Raw genomic sequence first — 22,737 nt, 5'->3', positions numbered from 1 at the left:
TCTGTGCCGTTGCCGGGCGCGGCCTGACTTGAACGGCCCGCCCCGCGCCCCCATAACCCGTCCATGGAAAACGAACTTCCCGTACCCAATCCGTCCGCCCTGTCCGATCCGTCGACCTGGATCATGGCGGCAGTGATCCTGTTTCTGTTGCTGTGTTCCGGCTTCTTCTCCGGCTCTGAAACCGCGCTGACGGCGGCGTCGCGCGGCAAGCTGCGCTCTATCGCCGGGCGGGAGGATGGGCCGGCCAAGGGCGCGGAGCGGGCGCTGGAATTGAAGGAAGACAACGAGCGTCTGATCGGCGGCATCCTTCTGGGCAACAACCTGGTCAACATCCTCGCCACGGCGCTGGCCACGGCGCTCTTCACGGCCCTTCTGGGCGAAGGCGGCGTTGCGATTGCGACCCTTGTGATGACGGCGCTTGTGCTGATCTTCGCGGAGGTTCTGCCCAAGACCTATGCCATCAACAACCCAGAGACGTCGGCGGCGCGGATCGCGCGGCCCATCGGCCTTATCATCGCGGTCATGGCACCCGTTGTGGCCATCGTCCGCTTCCTCGTGCGCGGGGTCCTGCGCCTGTTCGGCACGCGGATCGAGGCGGGGGACAACATGCTGTCCGTCAAGGAAGAGATCATGGGCGCGCTGTCCATCGGCCACGAGGAAGGCAGCGTGGAGAAGGAACAGCGTGACCGGCTTCTTGGCGCGCTCGACCTCCATGAACGCACAGTGGAGGAGATCATGCTCCACCGGTCCGGCATCGAGATGATCGACGCCGATGCCGACCCCGAAGCGATTCTGAGCCAGGCCCTGCAATCGCGCCATACGCGCCTGCCGGTCTTCAAGGAAGATCAGGAAAATATCGTGGGCGTGGTCCATGCCAAGGATCTTCTGCGCGGCATCGACCGGCTGACGCGGGGCGAGAATGCGGCGGGCCTTGCGGGGTTCGATATCGGTGCGGTGGCGATGAAGCCCTATTTCGTGCCGGAAACGACGACGCTGGACGACCAGATGCGCCAGTTCCTGCGCCGCCACACGCACTTCGCCCTCGTGGTCGATGAATACGGGGCGCTGCGTGGCTTGATCACGCTGGAGGACATCCTGGAAGAGATCGTGGGCGAGATCACGGATGAATTCGACACGCCCGATGCGCCGGTCCTGAAGACGGATGCGGCGGGGAATTACACCGTCGACGGGGCCATGACGATCCGCGACCTGAACCGCGCCGCCGACTGGACCCTGCCCGACGAAGAGGCGAATACGGTCGCAGGTCTGGTAATCCACGAGGCGCAGACGATCCCCGAGCCGGGGCAGTGCTTCGCCTTCCACGGCTTCCGCTTCGAAGTGGCCGCGCGGGAGGCGAACCGGCTGACGAAGCTCAAGATCAGGCGGCTGTAAGGCCGGAGGTTGCAAGGTTGCAACCCTGCCTCAAGCCGTTGATTTGAAAAGATTACGAGGGTCCCGTTAACCTTGCGTTGACCGTGATACCCCATCACTCCGATGAAAGGTTTCCCATGCACAAGCTCCAATCCCAAGGCCTGCACCACATCACGATGATGGGCGCGGACAGGCAGACCTCCATCGACTTCTGGGAAGGGGTGCTGGGTATGCCGTTCATTTTCGAGCAACCCAACCTCGACGATCCGGATCAGGGGCACCTCTATTTCGATCCGGGCGACGGGCGGCTTATCACGATCTTCACGTCGGAAGACCGCAAGCCACCGGGCAATGCGGCTGAACAGAATGTCGGCCAGCTCCACCACATCGCATTTTCCGTCAGCCAGTCGATGTATTCGCAATTGGTGGAGCGCCTCGACGAACGCGGCATTTCCCATTCGGGGGAGAAGGACAGGGGCTTCATGAACTCCATCTACTTCCGCGATCCCCTGGGGATGTTGATCGAACTGGCGTCTTATCGCTTCGAGCCGCCCGAGGGCCACACCCACGCCGATGTCCTGATGGAGGCGCACAAGGTCCGTGTCGCGGCGGGCGACGACGCGATTGCCGACAAGCACCTGGCGATTGCGATTGAGAGATTGTGTGCGCAGCGGGCGAGTTTGAGCGATTGACGCACCAGCCGCGATTGGCAGGTTTGCGGCCTTAACTGCCGCCGATTTGCGCCTGCAACACCAACCAGGTCCATGTGACGCCTGCTTGACGATTGCCAGATTGAACCGACCGGCTTGTTGTTCGATCTACAGCGGACAGCCCGACGGCTTGCGCCCATCGCACGGTGTTTTCCACATTGGCGGGAAACACGGGTCGAGTTGGCGCACCGGCCCCGTGTCGGATGGACATGATGACCTTGCCGCCATCGACGGTCAAAGACCGCAGGACCGAAAGCGCGACTTTACGGTCAGCATCACCCAGATGTTGCCAGACGGCACTCAGAAGAACGATGTCGAACGTTTGCCCGAGTGAAATCGTGCGCGACAGGTCTGGCAAGGCGTCTTTTACCCAAGATACATTCGGCGACGCATGTTTCGCCATGCCGGCCTGCCTCAGGGCATCCACGGGCTCCGCGGCCACAACTGTGTGAGCGAGCGAGGCAAGCCACGCGGCGTCCCGCCCGGTCCCTGATCCAACATCCAGGATACGGCACGGCTGCTTCGGGATATGTTCGATGACGCGCGCGAGAAGATCGGCTGACGAAATCGCTTCGACCCGCGCGATGAAGTCGCCGTTGGCCGCGTCTTCATAGCCTTTCAGGATCTCACTTCGCACGCTGCACCTCGAACCAAATTGACACGGCAATATCCGTATCAGGTTTCCTGTCTGTGGTGCCGTTGGACATCTGACCGGCGACTTTGCCTCGCTTTGTGATCATTCACGCGAGCTGATGCTGCGGCGTGGGTCAGTCCACCCCCCGATAGGGCTCCACGTATTGCAGGGCCATGTCCCAGGGGAAGAAGATCCAGGTGTCCTGGCTCACGCCGGTGATGAAGGTATCCACCATCGGCTCCCCCTCGGGCTTGGCATAGACCGTGGCGAAATGGGCCTTGGGATAGAGGGTGCGGACCAGCTCCAGCGTCTTGCCGCTATCCACGAGGTCGTCGATGATCAGCACGCCTTCGCCATCGCCCATCAGATCGTCATTGGGCGATTTCAGTACCTTGGCCTCCCGCCGCTGGTCGGCCTTGCCGCCGCCGGAATGGTAGGACACGACCGAGATTGTATCGACCGTGCGGATGTCCAGCTCACGCGCCACGATCATCGCGGGCGCCATTCCGCCGCGCGTGATTGCCACCACCGCCCGCCACGCGCCGTCATCGGGGCCCTTGCCATCGAGCCGCCACGCCAATGCGCGGCTGTCGCGGTGGATCTGATCCCACGAGATGTGGAAGCCTTTTTCGTGGGGAAGTCGCGTGGTCATGTCTTAGCCTCGTTCCAGCAACAGCCGCAGGCCAAGCGCGCCCAGGACGCAAGCCGCGATGCGGTCAAAGATCGGTTTGGCCCCCAGATAGCGCCTGCGCACCACGCCCGTCGAGAGGGCAATCGCGAGCGCCGGTTGCAACACCAGCTCCACCGCCAGGTGGTTGAGGTAAATCAGTGCCTTATCGGCGGTCGTCAAACCTTCGGGGAAAATCACCACGATCACGGCGGCGGCGAACAGCACGGATTTGGGATTGGCGAGATTGATGAGCAGCCCCTGCAGGAAGGCGCGCCTGTGGTCCCGTGTGGACGTTTGCGCGATGGGCGCGCGGGCGTGCCGCCAGGTTTGCACGGCGATCCAGATCAGGTAGGCGGCGCCGCCGATCTTCACGGCACTGTAGGCCCATGGAAAGAGCGTGAAGAGTACGTCGAGGCCGAGGAGGGCGGCCAATGTCCAGAGCGGCGCCATCACGCCCAACCCCAAGGCCGCGAAAAGCCCCGCAGCGCGCCCTTCGGCCATCGCGGTGCGGACGAGAAACAGCAGCGACGGCCCGGGAGAGGCGATGGCCGCCAACAGCGCAAGGTTGAAGGCCAGCACATGCACCCATTCGATCGTCATTCGCCTTTCTTCTCCAGCGTCATGTCGGGGGCTTCGGGGTTTTTCATGCCGATCACGTTATAGCCCGCATCGACGTGGTGGACCTCTCCGGTGACGCCGGAGCCGAGGTCGCTGAGCAGGTAAAGGGCGGATTTGCCGACCTCGTCTTGCGTGACGGTCCGGCGGAGGGGGGCGTTGTTCTCGTTCCATTTCAGGATGTAGCGAAAATCGCCGATCCCGCTTGCCGCGAGTGTCTTGATCGTGCCCGCGCTGATCGCGTTGACGCGGATGCCGTCGCGGCCCAAATCTTCCGCCAGGTACATGACCGATGCTTCCAGCGCCGCCTTGGCCACGCCCATGACATTGTAATGGGGCATCACCCGCTCCGCCCCGGAATAGGTGAGCGTCAGGAGGGAGCCGCCATTGGGCATCAACTTCTCCGCCCGCTGGCACACGGCGGTGAAGGAATAGACGGAGATGTCCATCGTCATCGCGAAATTCGCGGACGAGGTCTCCACGTAGCGTCCGCGCAATTCGTTCTTGTCGGAAAAGCCGATGGCGTGGACCACGAAATCGAGGCTGCCCCATTCGTCCTTCAGCGTCTCGAACAGCGCATCGAGGGACGCGGGATCGCCCACGTCGCAGGGCACCACCAGCGAAGAGCCCAGTTGTTCGGCGAGCGGGCCGACCCGTTTCAGGAGCGCCTCCCCCTGGTACGAAAACGCAAGTTCCGCCCCTTCGGCGGCCACGGCCTTTGCGATCCCCCATGCAATGGATTTGTCGTTGGCCAACCCCATGATGAGGCCGCGTTTTCCTTCCATCAGACCCATGCCGAGCCCCCGTCACTTCATTCGCTGTCTCTCTCGTAGGCCGTTTAATGGGGCGCTTCAAGCCAGCGCGGGGCTTGCCGAGGCGCGATGTGGCCGCTAGCTCCACCCGCACGGGGCATGGAAGGGGAGGGTCGCATGAGTGACCGAAAAGGAATTTTCGCGGGCGACGATCCGTTCACGCTCGCCCGGAGCTGGCTGGCGGAGGCGGAGGCGTCGGAGCCCAACGATCCCAACGCGATCGCCCTGTCGACCGTCGACGCCGACGGGTTGCCCAATGCGCGGATGGTCCTGCTCAAGGATATCGAGGGCGCGGGCGACGGGCAGGGGGCGTTCGTCTTCTACACCAATTACGGCTCGGCCAAGGCGCGCGAGATCGAGGCGGCGGGCAAGGCCGCCTTCGTGATGCACTGGAAAAGCCTGCGGCGCCAAATCCGGGTGCGGGGTCTGACGGAGCGTGAGGACGGCAAGCAGGCCGATGATTACTATGCCTCCCGTTCGCTCAAAAGCCGCCTGGGGGCCTGGGCCTCGGACCAGTCGCAACCGCTGTCGAGCCGCGCGGCTTTGGTCGCCGAAGTGGCCCGCGTGACGGCCGAGCAGGGCGCCAACCCGAAACGCCCGCCATTCTGGGGCGGGTTCCGGATCAGGCCGGTGGAAATCGAGTTCTGGGCCGACGGAGCCTTCCGCCTGCACGACCGGTTTCAGTGGCGCAGAACAGGCCCGGAGGGGGCGTGGGATGTCCGACGCCTGAACCCCTAGCTTACGTGAACGTTACCTGACTTTCGGTGTTGCATATTCGCAATTTCACGTAGCGTGAAATTGCAAAGTGATGAAATTGAACAATTTTTATTGCTTGTATGTCGCAACAGTGTCGCCACCATGGGGACATAGTCGTAGTGTTAGGAATTTGACCGTGAACGTAGTCCGGGACGTGATGGCAGACGGTGTTGTAAGTGGACAGGTGAAGTGGTTCGACGCGGGCAAGGGCTTTGGCTTTGTCATCGACGACAAGGGCGGGCCCGACATCCTGCTGCACGCCAATGTCCTGCGCAATTTCGGGCGCGGCTCGGTCGCGGAGGGCGCGCGCGTCGCGCTGCGCGCCAACCCGACGCAACGCGGGCTTCAGGCCACGGAGATCCTGTCGATCGACACGCCCGAGACGCCGCCGGGGGCGCAGCCCGAGAAGAGCTTCGACCTGCCCGACACGACCCGCGTTCCGTTCGAGGCGGCGCGGATGAAATGGTTCGACAAGAGCAAGGGCTTCGGGTTCGCCAATGTCTTCGGAAAGTCCGAGGATGTGTTCGTGCATATAGAAGTGCTCCGCGCGTCGGGCTTTTCGGAATTGCAGCCGGGGGAGGCCGTGGCGATCAAAGTGATCGACGGGCCGCGCGGCAAGATGGCAGCGGAAATCAGGGTCTGGGACGACATCCCGGTCTGACAGGCGCCAGGCGTTCCCTTGGCCCCACACACAGGTTTGTGCTTTCGGCCCCATTGCACGGCGCAAGATGTCGGGGCAAATATGCCGTTATGTTCAAAGCATCGCTTATAGCCCTCGCGTCCATTGCCGCCCTGACCGCCTTTCCGTTGGCCGCCCAGGCCGCGTGCCGCGAGGATCGGGTTGAGGTGCGCGGCGATTGGGGCGCGGCGCGCTTCCGTGTCTCCGTCGCCGATGACCGGAGGGAGCGGGCGCAGGGCCTGATGCATGTGGAAGAATTGCCGCAACAGGCCGGGATGCTCTTCGTCTATGACCGCCCGCAGAGGGTCAGCTTCTGGATGGAGAACACGCTGATCCCGCTCGACATGATCTTCGTGGATGCAACGGGCGTCGTGCGCCATGTCCATGCGGAGGCGGTGCCGCTGGACCGCACGCCGATCCCGGGCGGCAGCAACGACATCCAGTATGTGCTGGAGATCAATGGCGGTGTTGCGGAGCGGTTCGGGATCGCCGAGGGCACGGAATTGCGGCACCCGGCGATCAATCAAGACCTCGCCGTGTGGCCCTGCGAAGAGTAAGGGCTTGCGTTGGGGCCGCCCGCCCCGATATGAGCGCGGCAGTCGGGGTGTAGCGCAGCCTGGTAGCGCGTCTGTTTTGGGTACAGAAGGTCGTGAGTTCGAATCTCGCCTCCCCGACCACTCCTCCGCCATCGTCTAAATGTTGTGTGTTTTTCGACAAGCGGCCCCCTGATGTGGTGGCCCTTGTCACGGATTGTGACAATTCGACTACATATTGTGGCACGCCGCAGCGCAGCATCGAAATGCTGTGGGCGGCCCCTGCGTCAACCGGGCCGTGAAGGTATGACTTGGAGTTCGCCCGCTATCCCGCCCGGAACAAAGGAAAACCCGCGCCGGGGCGGGTGGGGGGAATCGGATGGGCGGTCGACGGCCCGGCCTGCAATCACGATTTCAAGGAAAAATTCCCGTGGAAAAATACAAAAATGTCATTGACCCAATCGGTCCAAACACGTCAGGTTGTGCGGGCCGGGTGAAGCGCCACAATATATAGCGCAGCCCGACGGGGGCAGAGGGTAACCTCAGCAAAGACTAGCACGGATGCTGCATCAGCCGACCGCGACAAAAAGCGGCCGACCCGAATGATGTGTGCCATCGGCTGCGCGCAATGCGCCCCACACGCTTTTGACGGTCAGAGGGCAGAAGACCCTGGCAGGCCGCTTTCGTAGGGAACAAGGGGCACGCATCGAGCGGTCCAAGTGCAAAGAGGCAAGACGATGAAGATTGAACGCAGATTTACCCGTGACGGTGCAGACGCCTATGCGGACCTCGATTTCACCACGACGGTGTCCGAGATCCGCAATCCCGACGGGACCATCGTGTTCAAGCTCGACAACGTCGAAGTGCCGACCGGCTGGAGCCAGGTCGCGTCCGACGTGATTGCCCAGAAGTATTTCCGCAAGGCCGGTGTGCCTGCTGCCACCAAGCCGGTTAAGGAAAAAGGCGTGCCTGCATTCCTTCAGCGCCACGTGGCCGACGAAAAGGCGCTGGAGGCTATGCCGGAGGACCAACGCTATGGTGGGGAAACATCCGCCAAGCAGGTCTTCCGGCGCCTTGCGGGCGCGTGGGCCTATTGGGGCTGGAAAGGCGGCTACTTCACCAAGGAAGCCGACGCACGCGCCTATTTCGACGAGATGCAGCTGATGCTGGCGCGCCAGATGGCAGCACCCAACAGCCCGCAATGGTTCAACACCGGCCTGCACTGGGCCTATGGCATCGACGGCCCGGCGCAGGGCCACCATTACGTCGACTACAAAACGGGTAAGCTGACGAAATCCACCAGCAGCTACGAGCATCCCCAGCCGCACGCCTGCTTCATCCAGGGCGTGCAGGACGACCTGGTGAATGACGGCGGCATAATGGATTTGTGGGTGCGTGAGGCGCGCCTCTTCAAGTACGGCTCTGGCACCGGCACCAACTTCTCTCACCTGCGCGGCGAGGGCGAAAAGCTGTCGGGCGGCGGCAAGTCCTCCGGCCTGATGGGCTTCCTCAAGATCGGCGACCGGGCGGCGGGCGCGATCAAGTCCGGCGGCACGACACGCCGCGCGGCCAAGATGGTCATCGTCGATGCGGACCATCCGGATATCGAGGAATTCATCGAGTGGAAGGTGCTGGAAGAGCAGAAGGTGGCAAGCATCGTCGCGGGCTCCAAGATGCACGAGCGGATGCTCAACAATATCTTCACGGCCATCAAGACGTGGGACGGGTCGCTGGAAGACGCGGTCGATCCGGCCAAGAATGACAGCCTGAAACAGGCGATCCGCGAGGCCAAGAAGGTCGCCATCCCCGAGACCTATGTGAAGCGCGTACTGGATTACGCCAAGCAGGGCTTCGACAGCATCAAGTTCCCGACCTACGACACCGACTGGGACAGCGAGGCGTATAATTCTGTCTCCGGCCAGAATTCCAACAACTCCATCCGCGTCACCGATAACTTCCTGAAAGCGGTTGCGAATGACGAGATGTGGCAGCTGACCAATCGCAAGGACGGCACGATCGCCAAGGAGATCAAGGCCCGCGACCTGTGGGAAAAGGTCGGCCATGCCGCATGGGCCTGCGCCGATCCCGGCATCCAGTACCATGACACCGTGAACGCTTGGCACACCTGTCCCGAAGACGGCCCGATCCGCGGCTCCAACCCGTGCTCGGAGTACATGTTCCTCGACGACACGGCCTGCAACCTCGCCTCGATGAACCTGCTGACCTTCTACACCGCCGGCACGTTCGACGCGGAAAGCTACATGCATGCCAGCCGGTTGTGGACCCTGACGCTGGAAATCTCCGTCATGATGGCGCAGTTCCCGTCCAAGGAGATCGCGCAGCTGAGCTACGATTTCCGCACGCTCGGCCTGGGCTATGCCAATATCGGCGGCCTGCTGATGAACATGGGCTACGGCTATGACAGTGAGGAGGGCCGCGCGCTTTGCGGGGCTTTGACCGCGATCATGACCGGGGTGGCTTATGCAACGTCAGCTGAAATCGCCTCCGAACTTGGGCCCTTCGACGGGTTCGCCAAGAACCGCGAACACATGCTGCGCGTCATGCGCAACCACCGCAACGCAGCCTATGGCAAGACCGACGGCTACGAGGACGTGAATGTGAACCCGGTCGCGCTGGACCAGGTGAATTGCCCCGATGCCAAGCTGGTCGAACTGGCCAAGCAGGCCTGGGACGAGGCGCTGACATTGGGTGAGGCGCATGGTTATCGCAACGCCCAGGCCACCGTCATCGCACCCACCGGCACCATCGGTCTGGTGATGGATTGCGACACGACCGGGATCGAGCCCGACTTTGCGCTGGTGAAGTTCAAGAAGCTGGCCGGCGGCGGATATTTCAAGATCATCAACCGGTCCGTCCCCTCGGCGCTGGAAGGGCTTGGCTACACGTCCAGCCAGATCGAGGAGATTATCGCCTATGCCGTGGGTCACGGCACCCTGGGTCAGGCCCCCGGCATCAATCACACAAGCCTGATCGGCCACGGCTTCGGCCCTGCGGAGATCGAGAAGATCGAGACCGCGCTGCCGCAGGCTTTCGACATTCGCTTCGTCTTCAATCAATGGACCCTCGGCGCGGAATTCTGCACCGAGACCCTGGGCATCCCGGCGGAAAAACTGAACGATCCCACCTTTGACCTGCTGCGCCATCTCGGCTTCTCCAAAGCCGATATCGAGGCCGCGAATGACCATGTCTGTGGGACCATGACCTTGGAGGGCGCGCCGTTCCTCAAGGACGAGCACCTTGGCGTGTTCGACTGCGCGAACCCCTGCGGGAAGAAAGGCAAACGCTACCTCAGCGTGGAATCGCACATTCACATGATGGCGGCGGCCCAATCCTTCATCTCGGGCGCAATCTCCAAGACGATCAACATGGCCAACCACGCCACGATCGAGGACTGCCAGAAGGCCTATGAGCTGTCCTGGTCCCTCGGCGTGAAGGCCAATGCGCTCTACCGCGACGGCTCCAAACTGTCCCAACCTCTGGCCGCCGCGCTGGTGGAGGATGACGACGAGGCCGCCGAAATCCTGGAGACCGGCACGGCCCATGAGAAGTCCATGGTGCTGGCCGAGAAGGTGATCGAAAAGGTCATCGTGAAGGAGATCAGCCGGGCGCGCGAGAAGATGCCCCAACGTCGGAAGGGCTATACCCAGAAGGCGATTGTGGGCGGCCACAAGGTGTACCTGCGCACGGGTGAATACGAGGACGGCAACCTCGGTGAGATCTTCATCGACATGCACAAGGAAGGCGCGGGCTTCCGCGCGATGATGAACAACTTCGCCATCGCCGTCTCCGTGGGTCTGCAATACGGTGTGCCGCTGGAGGAGTTCGTGGACGCCTTCACCTTCACCAAGTTCGAACCCTCGGGCATGGTGCAGGGCAACGAGACGATCAAGAACGCGACCTCGATCCTCGATTACATCTTCCGCGAATTGGCCGTCAGCTACCTCGACCGCACCGACTTGGCCCATGTGGCCCCGGAAGGCGCCAGCTTCGACGATGTGGGCCGCGGGGCGGAGGAAGGCGTGTCCAACGTCAAGGAAGTCCCCGACAGCCGCGCGGCAAGCGCCGTGGACGTCCTGAAGCAGGTCGCCTCCACCGGATACCTTCGCAACCGCGCCCCGCAAGAGCTGGTGGTGCTGCAAGGCGGCGCGGACCCGGTCGCAGTGCTGGAGGCGCTGGTGCCCGAGACCAAGGGCGGCGGCGGCACGATGGCGGCGGTCACGTCCACCACGGCGGTCACGACCGGCACGGTGTCGATGGATGCAAGGACCAAGGCGAAAATGCAGGGCTATGAAGGCGAAGCCTGCGGCGAATGCGGCAACTACACGCTGGTTCGCAACGGCACCTGCATGAAGTGCAACACCTGCGGCGCGACAAGCGGCTGCAGTTAACAAGATCGGGTTCGCGTCGTCCTCACCAGAGACGCGAACCTGAGTTCCGGGGCGGGTGCGCTCGCCCCTGACGCGGATCAGGCCGCAGGCAGAACACTCGGGCAGTAAACTATCAGAGCCTGATCAGCGAACCTTGGGGTCCCTTCGGGGGCCCCATTTTTCTTTGCGTGTCGCGGATTTGCACCCACGTGCCGCGCCTTGCCGCTTGGCCCATCTCCGGCGATAGTCGCCCCATGTTCCGCGCGCTTCTTACCACGTTCCTGTTTGCTCATCCGGCCCTCGCCGGGGACGTGACCCTGTTCGCCGCCGCAAGCCTTGGCGGACCGCTCGATCAGATTGCGGAGGCGTGGGAACGGGAGACTGGCCATGACGTCACCCTTGTCTATGCGGGTTCCTCCGCCCTGGCCCGACAGGTGGAAAGCGGCGCGCCCGCGGATATCGTTCTGCTCGCCAATGCCGCCTGGATGGACCATCTGGAGGCTGTGGGCGCGGTGCAACCGGGCACACGGCGCGACCTCCTGACCAACCGGCTGGTCCTGATCGGAAGCTGGCACCGCACGGATCCGGTCGCCCTTGCTGACCTGGGTGCGGCGCTTGAGGGCGGACGCCTCGCCATTGCCCTTTCCGACGCCGTGCCTGCGGGTATCTATGCCCGCGCCGCATTAGAGGAATTGGGGCTGTGGGGGCCGCTTCGCCCGCAAATTATCGAAACCGACAACGTGCGCGCCGCGCAGCTTCTGGTGGCGATCGGTGCCGCGCGGATGGGGATCGTCTATGCCACGGATCCGGTGGACGAACGGCGCGTGGCGGTGCTGGCCCATGTGCCGGAAGAGCTTCATCCGCCGATCCGCTATCCTATCGCCCTGACGGTCGCGGCGCGGCCGGAGGCATCCGCCTTCCTCGCCTATCTCGACACGCCACTGGCCCGCGCCACGCTATCCGGGGCGGGCTTCGGCCTGGTGGAACGTTGAGCAACTGGCTTGGCCCGGCGGAATGGGAGGCGGTGGCCCTGTCCCTGCGCGTGGCGCTGACCGCGACCCTCGTCAGCCTGCCCCTGGGCATCGCGGTGGCGTATCTCCTGGCGCGGCACCGTTTCCCGGGCCACGCGATCCTGAACGGCCTTGTCCATCTGCCCCTGATCCTGCCGCCCGTCGTCACCGGCTATGTTCTGCTGATCAGCTTCGGGCCGCAGACGGCGCTTGGGCAATGGTTGGAAAATATGGGCCTCGGCGTTGCCTTCCGCTGGACCGGCGCGGCGCTGGCGGCGGGGATCATGGCATTTCCGCTGATGGTCCGCGCGATCCGCCTGTCGATCGAAGCCGTGGACCCGAAGCTGGAGGAGGCGGCGAGCACCCTTGGCGCGTCCCGCTGGCGGGTCTTTGCAACGATCACGTTGCCCTTGACCGCGCCCGGCATCCTGACCGGCGCGATCCTGGCTTTCGCCAAGGCGATGGGGGAGTTCGGGGCGACGATCACCTTCGTCTCCAACATCCCCGGTCAGACCCGTACCGTGCCATCGGCGATCTACGCGTTCCTGCAAGTGCCCGGGGGGGAGGGCGCGGCGTGGCGGCTGGTGATCGTATCTGTCCTGGTCGCGATGGGGGCGCTCCTGGCCTCAGAAATACTGGCGCGGCGCATGGCCCGGCGGATCGGGGGGCGCGATGATTGACGTTCGGATCAGGCACGGGTTTCCCGGCTTCGACCTCGATGCGCAATTCGAGGCGCCCAAGGGTGTGACGGCCCTGTTCGGCAGGTCTGGTGCCGGAAAAACGAGCGTGGTCAAAGCAATAGCGGGCGTTCTTAAAGCGGATGTCGCACGGATCGCGGTGGGCGGAACACGCCTGGAAGACACCGCGACCGGCCTGCGCTTGCCCGTCTCCGACCGCCGCATCGGATACGTCTTTCAGGAGCCGCGCCTGTTCTCCCATATGAGCGTGGCGGCGAACCTGCGCTACGGCATGCGTGACGGCGATATGGACGGTATCGTGGGGATGCTCGGTATCGGTGATCTCCTGTCCCGCCGCCCCGGCGCGCTGTCGGGCGGAGAGGCGCAGAGGGTGGCCATTGGCCGCGCCCTCCTGACCCGGCCCCGGCTTTTGCTGCTGGACGAGCCGCTCGCCGCATTGGACGAGGCGCGCAAGGCGGAGATCCTGCCCTATATCGAACGGCTGCAAGCGGAGGCCGATCTGCCGATCCTCTACGTCTCCCATTCCGTCGCCGAAATCGCGCGTTTGGCCACGACGGTTGTGGCGATGGAGGCGGGGCGCGTCGTGCGGGTGGGGCCTGCGGCCGATGTGCTGTCGGACCCCGATATCAGCCCGGTTCTGGGGGTGCGGGAGGCGGGTGCGCTTCTCTCAGCCCGGGTCGTCCGGCACCACGGCGATGGATTGACGGAGCTTAAATGCGCCGCCGGTCCCCTCTGGCTGCCGCGCGTGTCGGAGGTGGAGGGTGCGTCCGTTCGCGTGCGGGTGAAGGCGCAGGATGTGATGCTCGCGGAAACCCGGCCACAGGGCATATCGGCGCTGAACGTCTTGCCGGTGGCAATTTCCGCGCTCCGTCGCGGCGATGGGCCGGGTGTCATGGTGCAGCTGCGCGCGGGCGATGACCTGCTGCTTGCGCGCGTCACGGGCCGCTCCGCCGATGCGATGGCGCTCCGGGAAGGGTGGCAGGGCTACGCCGTCATCAAATCCGTCGCCGTCGCGTCCGGCAATGTCGGGGCGGCCTGACACGGCTGCGCCCCTCTTTGCTTCCCAAATACCTCGGGGGTCCGGGGGCTGGCCCCCGGGCCTCGCACCTATTCCGCGGCGATTTTAATCACCGGTTCCATCCGTGCGAGGATGTCTTCGGCCAGATGACACTTGATCTCGTGTCCGGTGGCAAGCGTCCGCATCGGCGGCACCTCCTTCTCGCACAAGCCGTCCGGCACGTCGGATTTCCAGCGGCAGCGCGTCTGGAACGGGCAGCCCGACGGCGGGTTCATGGCCGACGGAATGTCGCCTTCCAGGACGATATGCTGTTTTTCAATGGACGTGTCCGCAATCGGCACGGCCGACAGAAGCGCCTCGGTATAGGGGTGGTAGGGCGGGCTGAACACCTGCTCGGTGGAGCCAAGTTCAACCACGTGGCCGAGATACATGACCATGACGCGGTCGCTAAGATAGCGGACGATGGACAAGTCGTGGGAGATGAACAGAAGCGTCGTTTTCTCGCGGCGCTGGATCTCCATCAAAAGGTCCGTCACGGCGGCCTGTACCGACACGTCAAGCGCGCTGACGGGTTCGTCCGCCACCACGATCTGCGCGTCGCCTGCAAAGGCCCGGGCGATGCCCACGCGCTGCTTCTGCCCGCCGGACAATTGGCGCGGCATCCGGTCGGCAAACGCACGGGGCAGCTTCACGAGGTCCAGTAGCTCCAGCATCCGCTCACGCCGGTCGGCGTCGGAATTGCCGATCTTGAAGACTTCCAACGCGCGGATGATCTGGCGACCCACGGTCATCGACGGGTTGAGCGTGTCGAACGGGTTCTGGAACACCATCTGGATGCTCGACACGGTCCGCGTCTCACGATCCTCGATGGCCGTATTCTGGATTTCCTTGTTGCCCATCAGGATGGTGCCGTCCGTGGCCGTCTCCAGCCCCATCAGCACCTTGGCAAGTGTGGACTTGCCGCACCCCGATTCCCCCACGATGGCGAGCGTCTCGGATTCGCGCGCCTCGAAGCTCAGGGTTTCGTTGGCTTTTACGACTTTCTTGTCGCCGCCGCCGAACAGCGCGTTGGCCGCGACCTCGTAGTATTTCTTGAGGTTGTCGACCTTGATGACCGTGTCGCCGATCGGGGCTTTCTCGGAGGTCGCGCCCAGTTCGGGTGGGGCGTTCCAGTCGATCTCCTCGAACTTCAGGCACCTTGTGGCGTGGCGGTCGTCGCCGGCGACGGGGGCCATCTTGATCGGACCGGCATCGCAGCGGCCTTCTTCGAAATAATTGCAGCGGGGCCCGAAATTGCAGCCCGGCGGGCGTTCATGGGGCAGGGGGAAATTGCCCGGAATGGCGATGAGGGGACGCGCGTTCTTGTCCGCGCCCGGCAGCGGGATGGAACGGAAGAGCGCCTGGGTATAGGGGTGCTGCATCTTGTCGAAGACGTCGGCGATGGAGCCGGTCTCCACCGCCTCCCCGGAATACATCACGCAAAGCCGGTCGCAAGTTTCCAGCACCAGCCCGAGGTTGTGGGAGATGAACAGCATGGAGGTGCCGTATTTCTCTCCCAACCCTTTCACCAGATCGACGATCCCGGCCTCCACCGTCACGTCGAGCGCTGTCGTCGGCTCATCCAGGATCAGCAGAGAAGGCTTTGACATCAAGGCCATGGCGATTACGATGCGCTGCTGCTGACCGCCGGACAATTGGTGGGGATAGCTTTTCAGCATCCGCTCCGGGTCCGGCAGGCGAACGTCGGTGACGACTTGCAGGGCGAGGTCATAGGCCTCCTTCTCGGACTTGCCCTCGTGGATCATGGGCACTTCCATCAGCTGCTTGCCGATCTTCATCGCGGGGTTCAGGGACGCCATGGGCTCCTGGTAGATCATCGCGATCTCGGACCCGCGCAGGTCGCGCAATTCCTCGTCCGACATGGTGTTCAGGTCGCGGCCCTTGAACTTGATCGTGCCGCCGACGACACGCCCGTTCACGCCCAAATCCTGCATCACGCCAAGCGCCACGGTGGATTTGCCGCACCCGGATTCGCCGACCAGCCCCATGGCTTCGCCGGGCATCACGGTGCAGGAGAAATCCATCACGGCAGGAATTTCGCGGAGCCGCGTGAAGAAGGAGATGGAGAGGTTTTCGATCTCCAGAATGGGGCCATCGTACCGATCCGGGACCGCTTTGACGTCTTCTGCGATTACATCGACCATTTCAAGTTTTCCTCAACTGACCGACCATTTGGCCGCGTATGGAACCGGTATATCTGCGGTATAGGACCGGTATATATTCGAGATCTCCACGTGGCGCCGCGGATGCGCCGCGCCACGCGAGCGTTCAATCCTTCAAACTCTCTTCGCGCAGGCCGTCGGCCAGAAGGTTGAGGCCAAGCACAAGGCTCATCAGCGCGAGGGCGGGGGGCAGGGCCGGGTGGGGGTAGATCGTCAGAAGGCGGCGGCCTTCGTTGATCGTGGAGCCCCAATCCGGGCTTTCCGGCGACACGCCGAGGCCGAAGAAGCCCAAGGTGCCCAGAAGGATCGTGGTGTAGCCGATGCGCAGGCAGAAATCGACGATCAGGGGGCCGCGCGCATTGGGCAGGATTTCCCACAGCATGATGTACCAAGGGCCTTCGCCGCGCGTCTGCGCCGCGGCCACGTAGTCGCGGGTTTTCACGTCCAACACGATGCCGCGCACGATACGGAAGACCGTGGGGGAGTTCACGAAGACCACCGACACGAAGACGATCAGCAGGTTGCCCGCAATGTCGAAGAGGTCCAGCGCCTCGGGCCAGATCCGGAAGAGGCCCGGAAGATCCGCGTCATCGCGGTTCGAGATCAGGGAGAAGTAGAGGAGGAGGCCCACCACCAGCGCAGCGCCCACGAAGATGTTCCGGCGCACCGGATCGGTGTGGTAGCGCGAATTGAACAGCACCACCAGGAACAGGATCGGGAACAGGAACAGGACCATCGACATGTATTGCGGCACGCCCGCCGCGACGATTTCCGGCGTCACCAGCAAGAAGAAGAGCAAGATGACGGGGAAGGCGAGGGCGAGGTTGGCGATGAAGGTCAGGACGGTATCGAGCTTGCCGCCGAAATAGCCCGCCGGAAGCCCGAGGGTGACGCCCACCATGAAGGCGAAAAGCGTGGCCGCGGGCGTGATCTTGAGCACGTCTGCCGCGCCAAAGAACACGCGACTGAAGACGTCGCGACCCAGATTGTCCCCGCCGAGAAGGTAGTAGGGATAATCCCCCTCATCGGGGTTGGGCAGGGGGGTGCCGGGCAACTCGTTGCGCATCGACGACACCAGGTCGATGGCGCCGTGGGTCGGCACCAGCGGGAAGATGCCCGAGAAGATTGCGGCGAAGATCCAGAACATCACGAGGCCGAAGCCCGCCATGCCGATGGGGCTGTCGAAGAGTTTCCCGTAAAGGCCGAGGCGGCGCTTGAAGCTGATCGAAACGACGAAGGTTACGATCAGTGCGATCCAGACGGGCAGGAGCCGTAGGCCCATGGCGCCGAGGATGCCCTTCTGCTCGGGCGAGGGCAGGACGATGCCGCCGATCACGTAGCCCACGCAGCACAGCACGAACAGAAGCACCGCGTATTTCATCGTGCTGAGCGCGTAATCGACTGATGTGCGCTCCAACGTGAGGGTGTGATCGGGGTTCACGACCATCTCGCCCGCGCGCTGCCCGGCGAGGGTCAGGACGGTATTGGCGAGGAAGCCGAGGATGAAGATCACCACCGAAGCGAGGATCAGGGGGTTGAGGAAAGTGCCGAATGTACCGGTCCAGGTAAGGGGTTCCATCTCATATACTCCTTACGAAATCCGGATGCGGGGGTTGAGGAAGACGTAGCCGATATCCGAGATCAGCTGCGTCACGAGGACCACGAAGACCGCGACGATGGAGCAGGCCAGGAGCAGCTCGATATCGTTGTTGGAAGCGGCCTGCACCATGGTCCAGCCGAAGCCGTTGTAGTTGAACAGCGTCTCCACGATCACCACGCCGGTCAGAAGCCACGGAAATTGCAGCATGATGACGGTGAAGGGCGCGATCAGGGCGTTGCGGAGCGCGTGTTTGAGGACGATCTTGCGGAAGCTGACGCCCTTGAGCCGCGCGGTGCGGATGTATTGGGCGGTCATCACCTCGGCCATGGAGGCGCGGGTCATGCGCGCGATATACCCCATGCCGTAAAGCGCGATGGTGGTCACGGGCAGGGCGAAGTTCCAGAACGTGATGCCGTCTTCCATCGCCGAGCGGGCGGAGCCCAGGAACAGCGTGCGCCCGTCGATCCATCCCCATTCCGCGAGGATCGGGGACAATCCGGCGGTGGAGGAGGCGAGAAGGACGATGAAGATCACGCCCGAGACGTATTCGGGTGTCGCGGTGGACGCGATGGAGAAGGTCGATAACGTCCGGTCGAGGCGCGAGCCTTCGCGCATCCCGGCCAGCACACCGACCAGAAGAGCGGAGGGCACCATCAGCAGGAACGCCCAGAACATCAGCTTGCCGGTCAGCACGAGCCGTCCGCCGATGATATTACCGACCTCGTCATCGGAGACGGTGGAAAAGCCCAGATCGCCTTGCAGGAGACCGCAGAAGGTGGGGGCATCGGCGGGGTCCATGCCGAAATCAATGCAGCGGCCGGTGACCTCTCCGGTCGCTTCATCCTCCCGGGTCCAGCCGGGCACCACGCCCAACCACTCGCCGTAGCGCACGATCAGGGGGCCGCCATAGCCGTTGCGGTCCAGCCAGCTGACCACTTCGGCATCCGTCATCCGCGCGTTGCCCTGCGTCTTGGCGAGCTTTTCGAGGTTCGGGAAGAGGTTCGTGAGGAAGAACACCACGAATGTCAGGCAAAGTGCGGTCAGGATCATCACGCCTGTTCGGCGTAGGATGAAGGCTCCCATGATTTAGTCCCCTGTGTCTGGGCGCCGCGCGGTGCACGGAACCTTGATGGACCGTCCGCCCCTCTGTCTCTCGCAGGCCTGTCGGCTGTGGACGCTGCGGGGCGGTTCGATCGAAGCGCGGGCTTCGGTGGTGAGCGGTCGTTGTCGCCGGCGCACATGAAAACCGGCGCCCCGTGGATCGGAGCGCCGGTTCGGTTGATGTGGCTTACGCGTCGAAGCCGAGATAGTGGACGTTGATCTCGAACTTGGGATGCATGCCCGCATTCACAACGCCCGAGCGGTAGTGCCGGAAGAGCGAGCGCCAGTAGGGCTGGATCGTGACGCCCTCGTCGACCATGATCTGTTCGATCTGGGCCATGACTTCCCGGCGCGCATCGGCGTCCTGGATGCCGTTGGCCTGATCAAGGAGGCTGTCGAACTCTTCGTTGGCAAAGCCGCTCTCGTTCCACGGCACACCGGAGCGATAGGCGAGGTTCAGGACCTGAACCCCAAGCTCCCGGTGGTTCCAGTTCGTGGACGAGAAGGGATAGTTCGCCCAGTCGTTCCAGAAGGTGGAGCCGGGGATGATCGTCCGCGTGACGTTGAACCCGGCATCGCGCAGCTGTGCGGCCACGGCATCGGTCGTGTTCTTGCGGTAATCATCGTCGATCGAGATCAGTTCGAACTCGAAATCGGCATTGCCGGATTCCTCCAGCAGGGCTTGGGCGGCCGCCGGATCGAAGGCAAGGGCCGGCACATCGGCATATTCCGGGTGGATCGGGCAGACATGGTGGTTCTGCGCGGTCACGCCCTGGCCGTTGATGCCCAGATCGAGGCAGACCTGGTTGTCACATGCCATCGCAATGGCCCGGCGGACGCGAACGTCGTCATAGGGCGCATTGTTCTGGTTGGGACGGATCACCACGGTTGCGGCGGTCGTCACTTCGGACTGCTCCCAACCGATCGCGGCGAAGAGGTCTACGAATTCGCCGACGGTTTCATACGTCATGTCGAATTCATCGGCTTCCGCACCGGCGAACCACGCGGCGGGATCCTGGCCCAGGTCGACGAACACGATCTCGTCGAGATAGGTCTCGCCCCAGTATTCGTGGCCTTCCTTGCGCACGAGGCGGGCCTGAACGCCCACTTCGTATTCCGCGATCTCATACGCGCCGGTGCCCACGTTGTGGTCGGCGGGGTTGGTTCCGATCAGGTCGCGGTGCTGCACGGCGGACGGATAATCCGCGATGCCGGGGACAAGGGTGATGTCGGGCGCGGGGTAGGTGACGCGCACGGTGTGTTCATCGACCATTTCGATCGCGCCTTCGCGCGCCACGCCGGTGTCGGGATCGACCAGGCCGCCCATGCGGGTGGCCATGGAATTGCCTTCCACCGTGCTGTCGCACCAACCGATGAAGTTGGCGACCACGTCTTCGGCGGTGAAGGCATCGCCGTTGTTCCACATCACGCCTTGGCGCAGGTTCAGCGTATAGACGGTGGCGTCGTCATTGGCTTCCCAGCTGTCGAGGAGCACGCCTTCGAACGAGCCGTCCTCGTTATACTGGATCAGGTATTCCAGGAACCCGCGGCTGACATTGGCCATCTGGGACCAGTCATAGGTGCGCGGATCCTTGAGGGCGCGGACCTCCTGCTGGATGCGCAGGGTGCCGCCGGCGGCGGGGACGGCGCGGTGTCCGTCGGCCAGGGCGGGCGAGGCGCCGATGAGCGAATAGGCCGCTGCCGCCGACAGGCCGAGGGCCGTGGAGCGGACGAGGAATTCGCGGCGATCCAGCTGGCCGGATTTATGCTCACGCGCATACATCTCCGCCACCGGATGGGTCGTCAGGCCCTTGGCCCGATCGATTTGGGTGAAGTCTTTCATTTTGGGTCGTCTCCCTGTGACGCTTTTTTCGTTTTTCTGTCGTTCTATCAGCCCGGCGTTTTCGCGAACGGTCCGTGAACCACTGCACGCATTAGCGCCCCGATTGGACACTTGCGTCAATGATTAGTTGCGCCTGCTGATGGTCTGTTTGCGACATTGTGACTGAACAGAACCGACAAACGCGCGGAGTGCAAGCGGATCGGTATACAGGTGTATAGGATGGCGGTCCCCGATCCGGCTGTGCCGACTCGTCGCGCGCGGCTTAAAGCGTGAACCCATGTCAGGCCCGCAGCCGCGGTTTGCGGAACGCGCCGGGGGTCTGGCCGGTGGCGCTGGAAAAGGCGCGGGTGAAATATGCAGCCGACGAAAAGCCCAGTTGCTCCGCCACTTCGCGGGCGGGAAGGTCGGTGTCACGCAGCAGCCGCCGCGCCTCGTGCATGACCCGTTCGCTGAGCAGGGCATGGGCGGGACGCCCGGCGGCATCCCGGCACACGCGGCTGAGATGAGTGGGCGTGACCTGCAATTCGCGGGCGTAATCGGCGATGGGACGGCCCGAACGGAACGTCGCCTCCATGCGCTCGGCGAACAATTCTGCAAGCCGGTGGTTCCGCTCCCGCCCCGTCTGTCCTTCCTGGCGCAGCAATTCGCGCGACATCCACGCGGAGACGAGCAGGGAATAGGCGGTGAGCGCGCGGTCCATGGCCGGGGCGCGGGCCGCGATCTCCGTCTCGATCTTCTCGATATGGGAAGTCAGCGCGGCCTGGCTTTCGATGTTCGACACGCGCAGGTGAAACGGCTGATCCGGCAGGTCGAGGGATCGGTCGTTGGGCAGGGCGAGTTCAAGGCCCTGGGTCTGGGCCGCAAGCTCCAGCGCCATGGGAACCCGGGCGGGGACGAAGACGGCCGTGTTGGGCCCGTATCCGCGCGTGACGCAATTCACCGTCACCCGGCCCTGTCCGCGCGTGATCCAGTACAGGCGGTTGCGCGGCGAGCCGTGCAGCATCTCGATCCGCCACGCGCCCTGCATCCGCAACTTGCCCAGGGAGGCGACGGAATGGACAAGCGGACGGCGGGCGGTTTCAAACATGGCGCCAGCGTAACCGCGGCGCGGTCAGGCGCAAGGGGGCATGAGGGGACGGGTCAGGGGCAGGGGATGCGGGTCCAGGCGCCCATGTTGGAGCGGAACCAGGTCCGCTGACGCTTGGCGTATTGGCGGCTGGCGATGATCGCGGCCTCCCGCGCCTGATCGAGGGTGATCTTGCCTTGCAGATGCGCGATCAGTTCCGGCGCACCGATGGCCTTGCGCGCGCCCCCCGCACGGTCCCATCGCGGCAGGTTCGCGCGCGCCTCCTCCAGCGCGCCGGCTTCCAGCATCCGGTCGAAGCGGCGGGTGATCCGGTCGGTGAGCCAATCCTTTTCGGCCTCCAGCACCAGCGGTGTCGCGTTTCGTAGGGGCACGAGGGGCGGCGGCGTATCCCGCTGCCATTGCGACAGCGGCCGCCCGGTGGTGCGCAGAACCTCCCACCCGCGCTGGATGCGGGCGCGGTTCTGACGGTCGATGCGGCGGGCAAGGTCCGGGTCCTGGGCGTCGAGCGTGGCCAGAAGAACGTCGGTGGGCAGGGTGTCGGCCTCCGCCCGGATGGCGGCGGGCGTGGCCGGGATGTCGGCCAACCCTTCCGTCAGGGCGCGAAAGTAGAGCCCCGTGCCGCCGACAATCACCGGGCGGTCGGAGAGGTGGGGGGTGACGTCACGCAGCCATTGCCCGACGCTGTAATCCTCGGTGAACGGCACGTGACCGAAGAGGTGGTGGGGTGCAGCGCGCGCTTCCTCCGGCGAGGGCCGCGCGGTCAACACGTGCCAGCCATCGTAGACCTGAAGCGCATCGGCATTGACCACGGGGCGGCCCTGCGCCCGCGCGATCGCGATGGCCAGGGCGGTTTTGCCGGATGCCGTCGGCCCCGCGATCAACACAGGGCCAGGTTCAGGAATGGAATCTATATCAAACAATGGGTTGCAGTATCTTGTTCATGCATCACATGAAGGGGAAATGACCCGAAGGTCAGGCGTTGAACCGAGA

Annotated in this window: 19 protein-coding genes and 1 tRNA gene; 10 read left to right on the top strand and 10 right to left on the bottom strand. The window is 63.8% G+C overall.

The features are described 5' to 3' along the window. Window positions 1-63 precede the first annotated feature (63 nt). Together KUW62_RS08465 and KUW62_RS08460 are read left to right on the top strand one after the other, a co-directional pair. Entirely contained in the window at window positions 64-1,392 is a 1,329-nt protein-coding gene (locus KUW62_RS08465; protein WP_224815053.1) for an HlyC/CorC family transporter, read from the top strand. Between the two features lie 116 nt (window positions 1,393-1,508). Then, window positions 1,509-2,063: a VOC family protein gene (locus KUW62_RS08460; RefSeq protein ID WP_224815052.1), complete on the top strand. Its 555-nt coding sequence runs from the start codon at window positions 1,509-1,511 to the stop codon at window positions 2,061-2,063. A 31-nt stretch (window positions 2,064-2,094) separates the two neighbouring features. Here the strand turns inward: KUW62_RS08460 and KUW62_RS08455 are convergent, their stop codons facing one another. The 4 genes from KUW62_RS08455 to fabI all read right to left on the bottom strand — a co-directional run bounded on the left by KUW62_RS08455 (window position 2,095) and on the right by fabI (window position 4,794). Beyond that, window positions 2,095-2,718 (bottom strand): class I SAM-dependent methyltransferase, encoded by a 624-nt coding sequence (locus tag KUW62_RS08455; protein ID WP_224815051.1) that lies wholly within the window; start codon window positions 2,716-2,718, stop codon window positions 2,095-2,097. Window positions 2,719-2,848: 130 nt separating this feature from the next. Beyond that, window positions 2,849-3,367, bottom strand: coding sequence for a xanthine phosphoribosyltransferase (gene gpt / locus KUW62_RS08450; RefSeq protein WP_224815050.1), 519 nt, complete (start codon window positions 3,365-3,367; stop codon window positions 2,849-2,851). A gap of 3 nt (window positions 3,368-3,370) precedes the next feature. Beyond that, the gene (locus tag KUW62_RS08445) at window positions 3,371-3,985 is read right to left on the bottom strand and encodes a LysE family translocator (protein ID WP_224815049.1); all 615 of its coding nucleotides are present in this window, start codon (window positions 3,983-3,985) and stop codon (window positions 3,371-3,373) included. Next, window positions 3,982-4,794, bottom strand: coding sequence for an enoyl-ACP reductase FabI (gene fabI / locus KUW62_RS08440; protein ID WP_224815048.1), 813 nt, complete (start codon window positions 4,792-4,794; stop codon window positions 3,982-3,984). Before fabI ends, KUW62_RS08445 begins: the two co-directional genes overlap by 4 nt. A gap of 135 nt (window positions 4,795-4,929) precedes the next feature. On the opposite strand from fabI, the gene pdxH reads away from it, so the two are divergent. The 8 genes from pdxH (at window position 4,930) to modC (ending at window position 13,915) form a co-directional block, all read left to right on the top strand. Further along, window positions 4,930-5,550 (top strand): pyridoxamine 5'-phosphate oxidase, encoded by a 621-nt coding sequence (gene pdxH / locus KUW62_RS08435; protein WP_224815047.1) that lies wholly within the window; start codon window positions 4,930-4,932, stop codon window positions 5,548-5,550. A 175-nt stretch (window positions 5,551-5,725) separates the two neighbouring features. After that, entirely contained in the window at window positions 5,726-6,229 is a 504-nt protein-coding gene (locus tag KUW62_RS08430) for a cold-shock protein (protein ID WP_224815046.1), read from the top strand. Window positions 6,230-6,318: 89 nt separating this feature from the next. Next, on the top strand, window positions 6,319-6,804 hold the full coding sequence (locus KUW62_RS08425) for a DUF192 domain-containing protein (RefSeq protein WP_224815045.1): 486 nt from the start codon (window positions 6,319-6,321) through the stop codon (window positions 6,802-6,804). 43 nt (window positions 6,805-6,847) lie between these two features. Continuing rightward, a tRNA-Pro gene (locus KUW62_RS08420) sits at window positions 6,848-6,924 on the top strand. Between the two features lie 593 nt (window positions 6,925-7,517). After that, window positions 7,518-11,189 carry a vitamin B12-dependent ribonucleotide reductase gene (locus tag KUW62_RS08415; protein ID WP_224815044.1) on the top strand — a complete coding sequence of 1,224 codons (3,672 nt, stop codon included), beginning with the start codon at window positions 7,518-7,520 and terminating at the stop codon, window positions 11,187-11,189. A gap of 233 nt (window positions 11,190-11,422) precedes the next feature. After that, window positions 11,423-12,160, top strand: coding sequence for a molybdate ABC transporter substrate-binding protein (gene modA, locus KUW62_RS08410; protein WP_224815043.1), 738 nt, complete (start codon window positions 11,423-11,425; stop codon window positions 12,158-12,160). Continuing rightward, window positions 12,157-12,858 carry a molybdate ABC transporter permease subunit gene (modB, locus tag KUW62_RS08405; protein WP_224815042.1) on the top strand — a complete coding sequence of 234 codons (702 nt, stop codon included), beginning with the start codon at window positions 12,157-12,159 and terminating at the stop codon, window positions 12,856-12,858. The genes modA and modB overlap by 4 nt, the downstream gene beginning before the upstream one ends. Further along, window positions 12,851-13,915, top strand: a complete 1,065-nt coding sequence (modC, locus tag KUW62_RS08400) for a molybdenum ABC transporter ATP-binding protein (RefSeq protein ID WP_224815041.1) — start codon at window positions 12,851-12,853, stop codon at window positions 13,913-13,915. Before modB ends, modC begins: the two co-directional genes overlap by 8 nt. A 68-nt stretch (window positions 13,916-13,983) precedes the next feature. On the opposite strand, the gene KUW62_RS08395 is transcribed toward modC, so the two are convergent. From KUW62_RS08395 to miaA, 6 genes are all read right to left on the bottom strand, one after another. Next, window positions 13,984-16,098, bottom strand: a complete 2,115-nt coding sequence (locus KUW62_RS08395) for an ABC transporter ATP-binding protein (protein ID WP_224815040.1) — start codon at window positions 16,096-16,098, stop codon at window positions 13,984-13,986. A 124-nt stretch (window positions 16,099-16,222) separates the two neighbouring features. After that, window positions 16,223-17,695, bottom strand: coding sequence for an ABC transporter permease (locus KUW62_RS08390; RefSeq protein ID WP_224815039.1), 1,473 nt, complete (start codon window positions 17,693-17,695; stop codon window positions 16,223-16,225). Between the two features lie 12 nt (window positions 17,696-17,707). After that, a complete protein-coding gene (locus KUW62_RS08385; RefSeq protein WP_224815038.1) occupies window positions 17,708-18,799 on the bottom strand; it encodes an ABC transporter permease in 1,092 nt (363 codons plus the stop codon). Window positions 18,800-19,004: 205 nt separating this feature from the next. Then, complete coding sequence (locus tag KUW62_RS08380; protein WP_224815037.1) at window positions 19,005-20,660, bottom strand: ABC transporter substrate-binding protein; 1,656 nt, start codon at window positions 20,658-20,660, stop codon at window positions 19,005-19,007. 280 nt (window positions 20,661-20,940) lie between these two features. Beyond that, window positions 20,941-21,747 (bottom strand): helix-turn-helix transcriptional regulator, encoded by an 807-nt coding sequence (locus KUW62_RS08375; protein ID WP_224815036.1) that lies wholly within the window; start codon window positions 21,745-21,747, stop codon window positions 20,941-20,943. Window positions 21,748-21,800: 53 nt separating this feature from the next. Further along, window positions 21,801-22,667 (bottom strand): tRNA (adenosine(37)-N6)-dimethylallyltransferase MiaA, encoded by an 867-nt coding sequence (gene miaA / locus KUW62_RS08370; RefSeq protein WP_224815035.1) that lies wholly within the window; start codon window positions 22,665-22,667, stop codon window positions 21,801-21,803. Between the last annotated feature and the right edge of the window lie 70 nt (window positions 22,668-22,737).

This window comes from Hasllibacter sp. MH4015 (assembly GCF_020177575.1).
Classification (GTDB): domain Bacteria; phylum Pseudomonadota; class Alphaproteobacteria; order Rhodobacterales; family Rhodobacteraceae; genus Gymnodinialimonas.
The sequence above is the reverse complement of the archived record's forward strand: the minus strand, read 5'-3'. Positions and strand labels throughout refer to the sequence as shown.

What these genes read in the sequence shown, in the direction of transcription:
- KUW62_RS08465 (WP_224815053.1), top strand. Translation starts at nt 64, where the DNA reads ATGGAAAACGAACTTCCCGTACCCAATCCGTCCGCCCTGTCCGATCCG.
- KUW62_RS08460 (WP_224815052.1), top strand. Translation starts at nt 1,509, where the DNA reads ATGCACAAGCTCCAATCCCAAGGCCTGCACCACATCACGATGATGGGC.
- gpt (WP_224815050.1), bottom strand. Translation starts at nt 3,367, where the DNA reads ATGACCACGCGACTTCCCCACGAAAAAGGCTTCCACATCTCGTGGGAT.
- KUW62_RS08445 (WP_224815049.1), bottom strand. Translation starts at nt 3,985, where the DNA reads ATGACGATCGAATGGGTGCATGTGCTGGCCTTCAACCTTGCGCTGTTG.
- fabI (WP_224815048.1), bottom strand. Translation starts at nt 4,794, where the DNA reads ATGGGTCTGATGGAAGGAAAACGCGGCCTCATCATGGGGTTGGCCAAC.
- pdxH (WP_224815047.1), top strand. Translation starts at nt 4,930, where the DNA reads ATGAGTGACCGAAAAGGAATTTTCGCGGGCGACGATCCGTTCACGCTC.
- KUW62_RS08430 (WP_224815046.1), top strand. Translation starts at nt 5,726, where the DNA reads ATGGCAGACGGTGTTGTAAGTGGACAGGTGAAGTGGTTCGACGCGGGC.
- KUW62_RS08425 (WP_224815045.1), top strand. Translation starts at nt 6,319, where the DNA reads ATGTTCAAAGCATCGCTTATAGCCCTCGCGTCCATTGCCGCCCTGACC.
- KUW62_RS08415 (WP_224815044.1), top strand. Translation starts at nt 7,518, where the DNA reads ATGAAGATTGAACGCAGATTTACCCGTGACGGTGCAGACGCCTATGCG.
- modA (WP_224815043.1), top strand. Translation starts at nt 11,423, where the DNA reads ATGTTCCGCGCGCTTCTTACCACGTTCCTGTTTGCTCATCCGGCCCTC.
- modC (WP_224815041.1), top strand. Translation starts at nt 12,851, where the DNA reads ATGATTGACGTTCGGATCAGGCACGGGTTTCCCGGCTTCGACCTCGAT.
- KUW62_RS08395 (WP_224815040.1), bottom strand. Translation starts at nt 16,098, where the DNA reads ATGGTCGATGTAATCGCAGAAGACGTCAAAGCGGTCCCGGATCGGTAC.
- KUW62_RS08390 (WP_224815039.1), bottom strand. Translation starts at nt 17,695, where the DNA reads ATGGAACCCCTTACCTGGACCGGTACATTCGGCACTTTCCTCAACCCC.
- KUW62_RS08385 (WP_224815038.1), bottom strand. Translation starts at nt 18,799, where the DNA reads ATGGGAGCCTTCATCCTACGCCGAACAGGCGTGATGATCCTGACCGCA.
- KUW62_RS08380 (WP_224815037.1), bottom strand. Translation starts at nt 20,660, where the DNA reads ATGAAAGACTTCACCCAAATCGATCGGGCCAAGGGCCTGACGACCCAT.
- KUW62_RS08375 (WP_224815036.1), bottom strand. Translation starts at nt 21,747, where the DNA reads ATGTTTGAAACCGCCCGCCGTCCGCTTGTCCATTCCGTCGCCTCCCTG.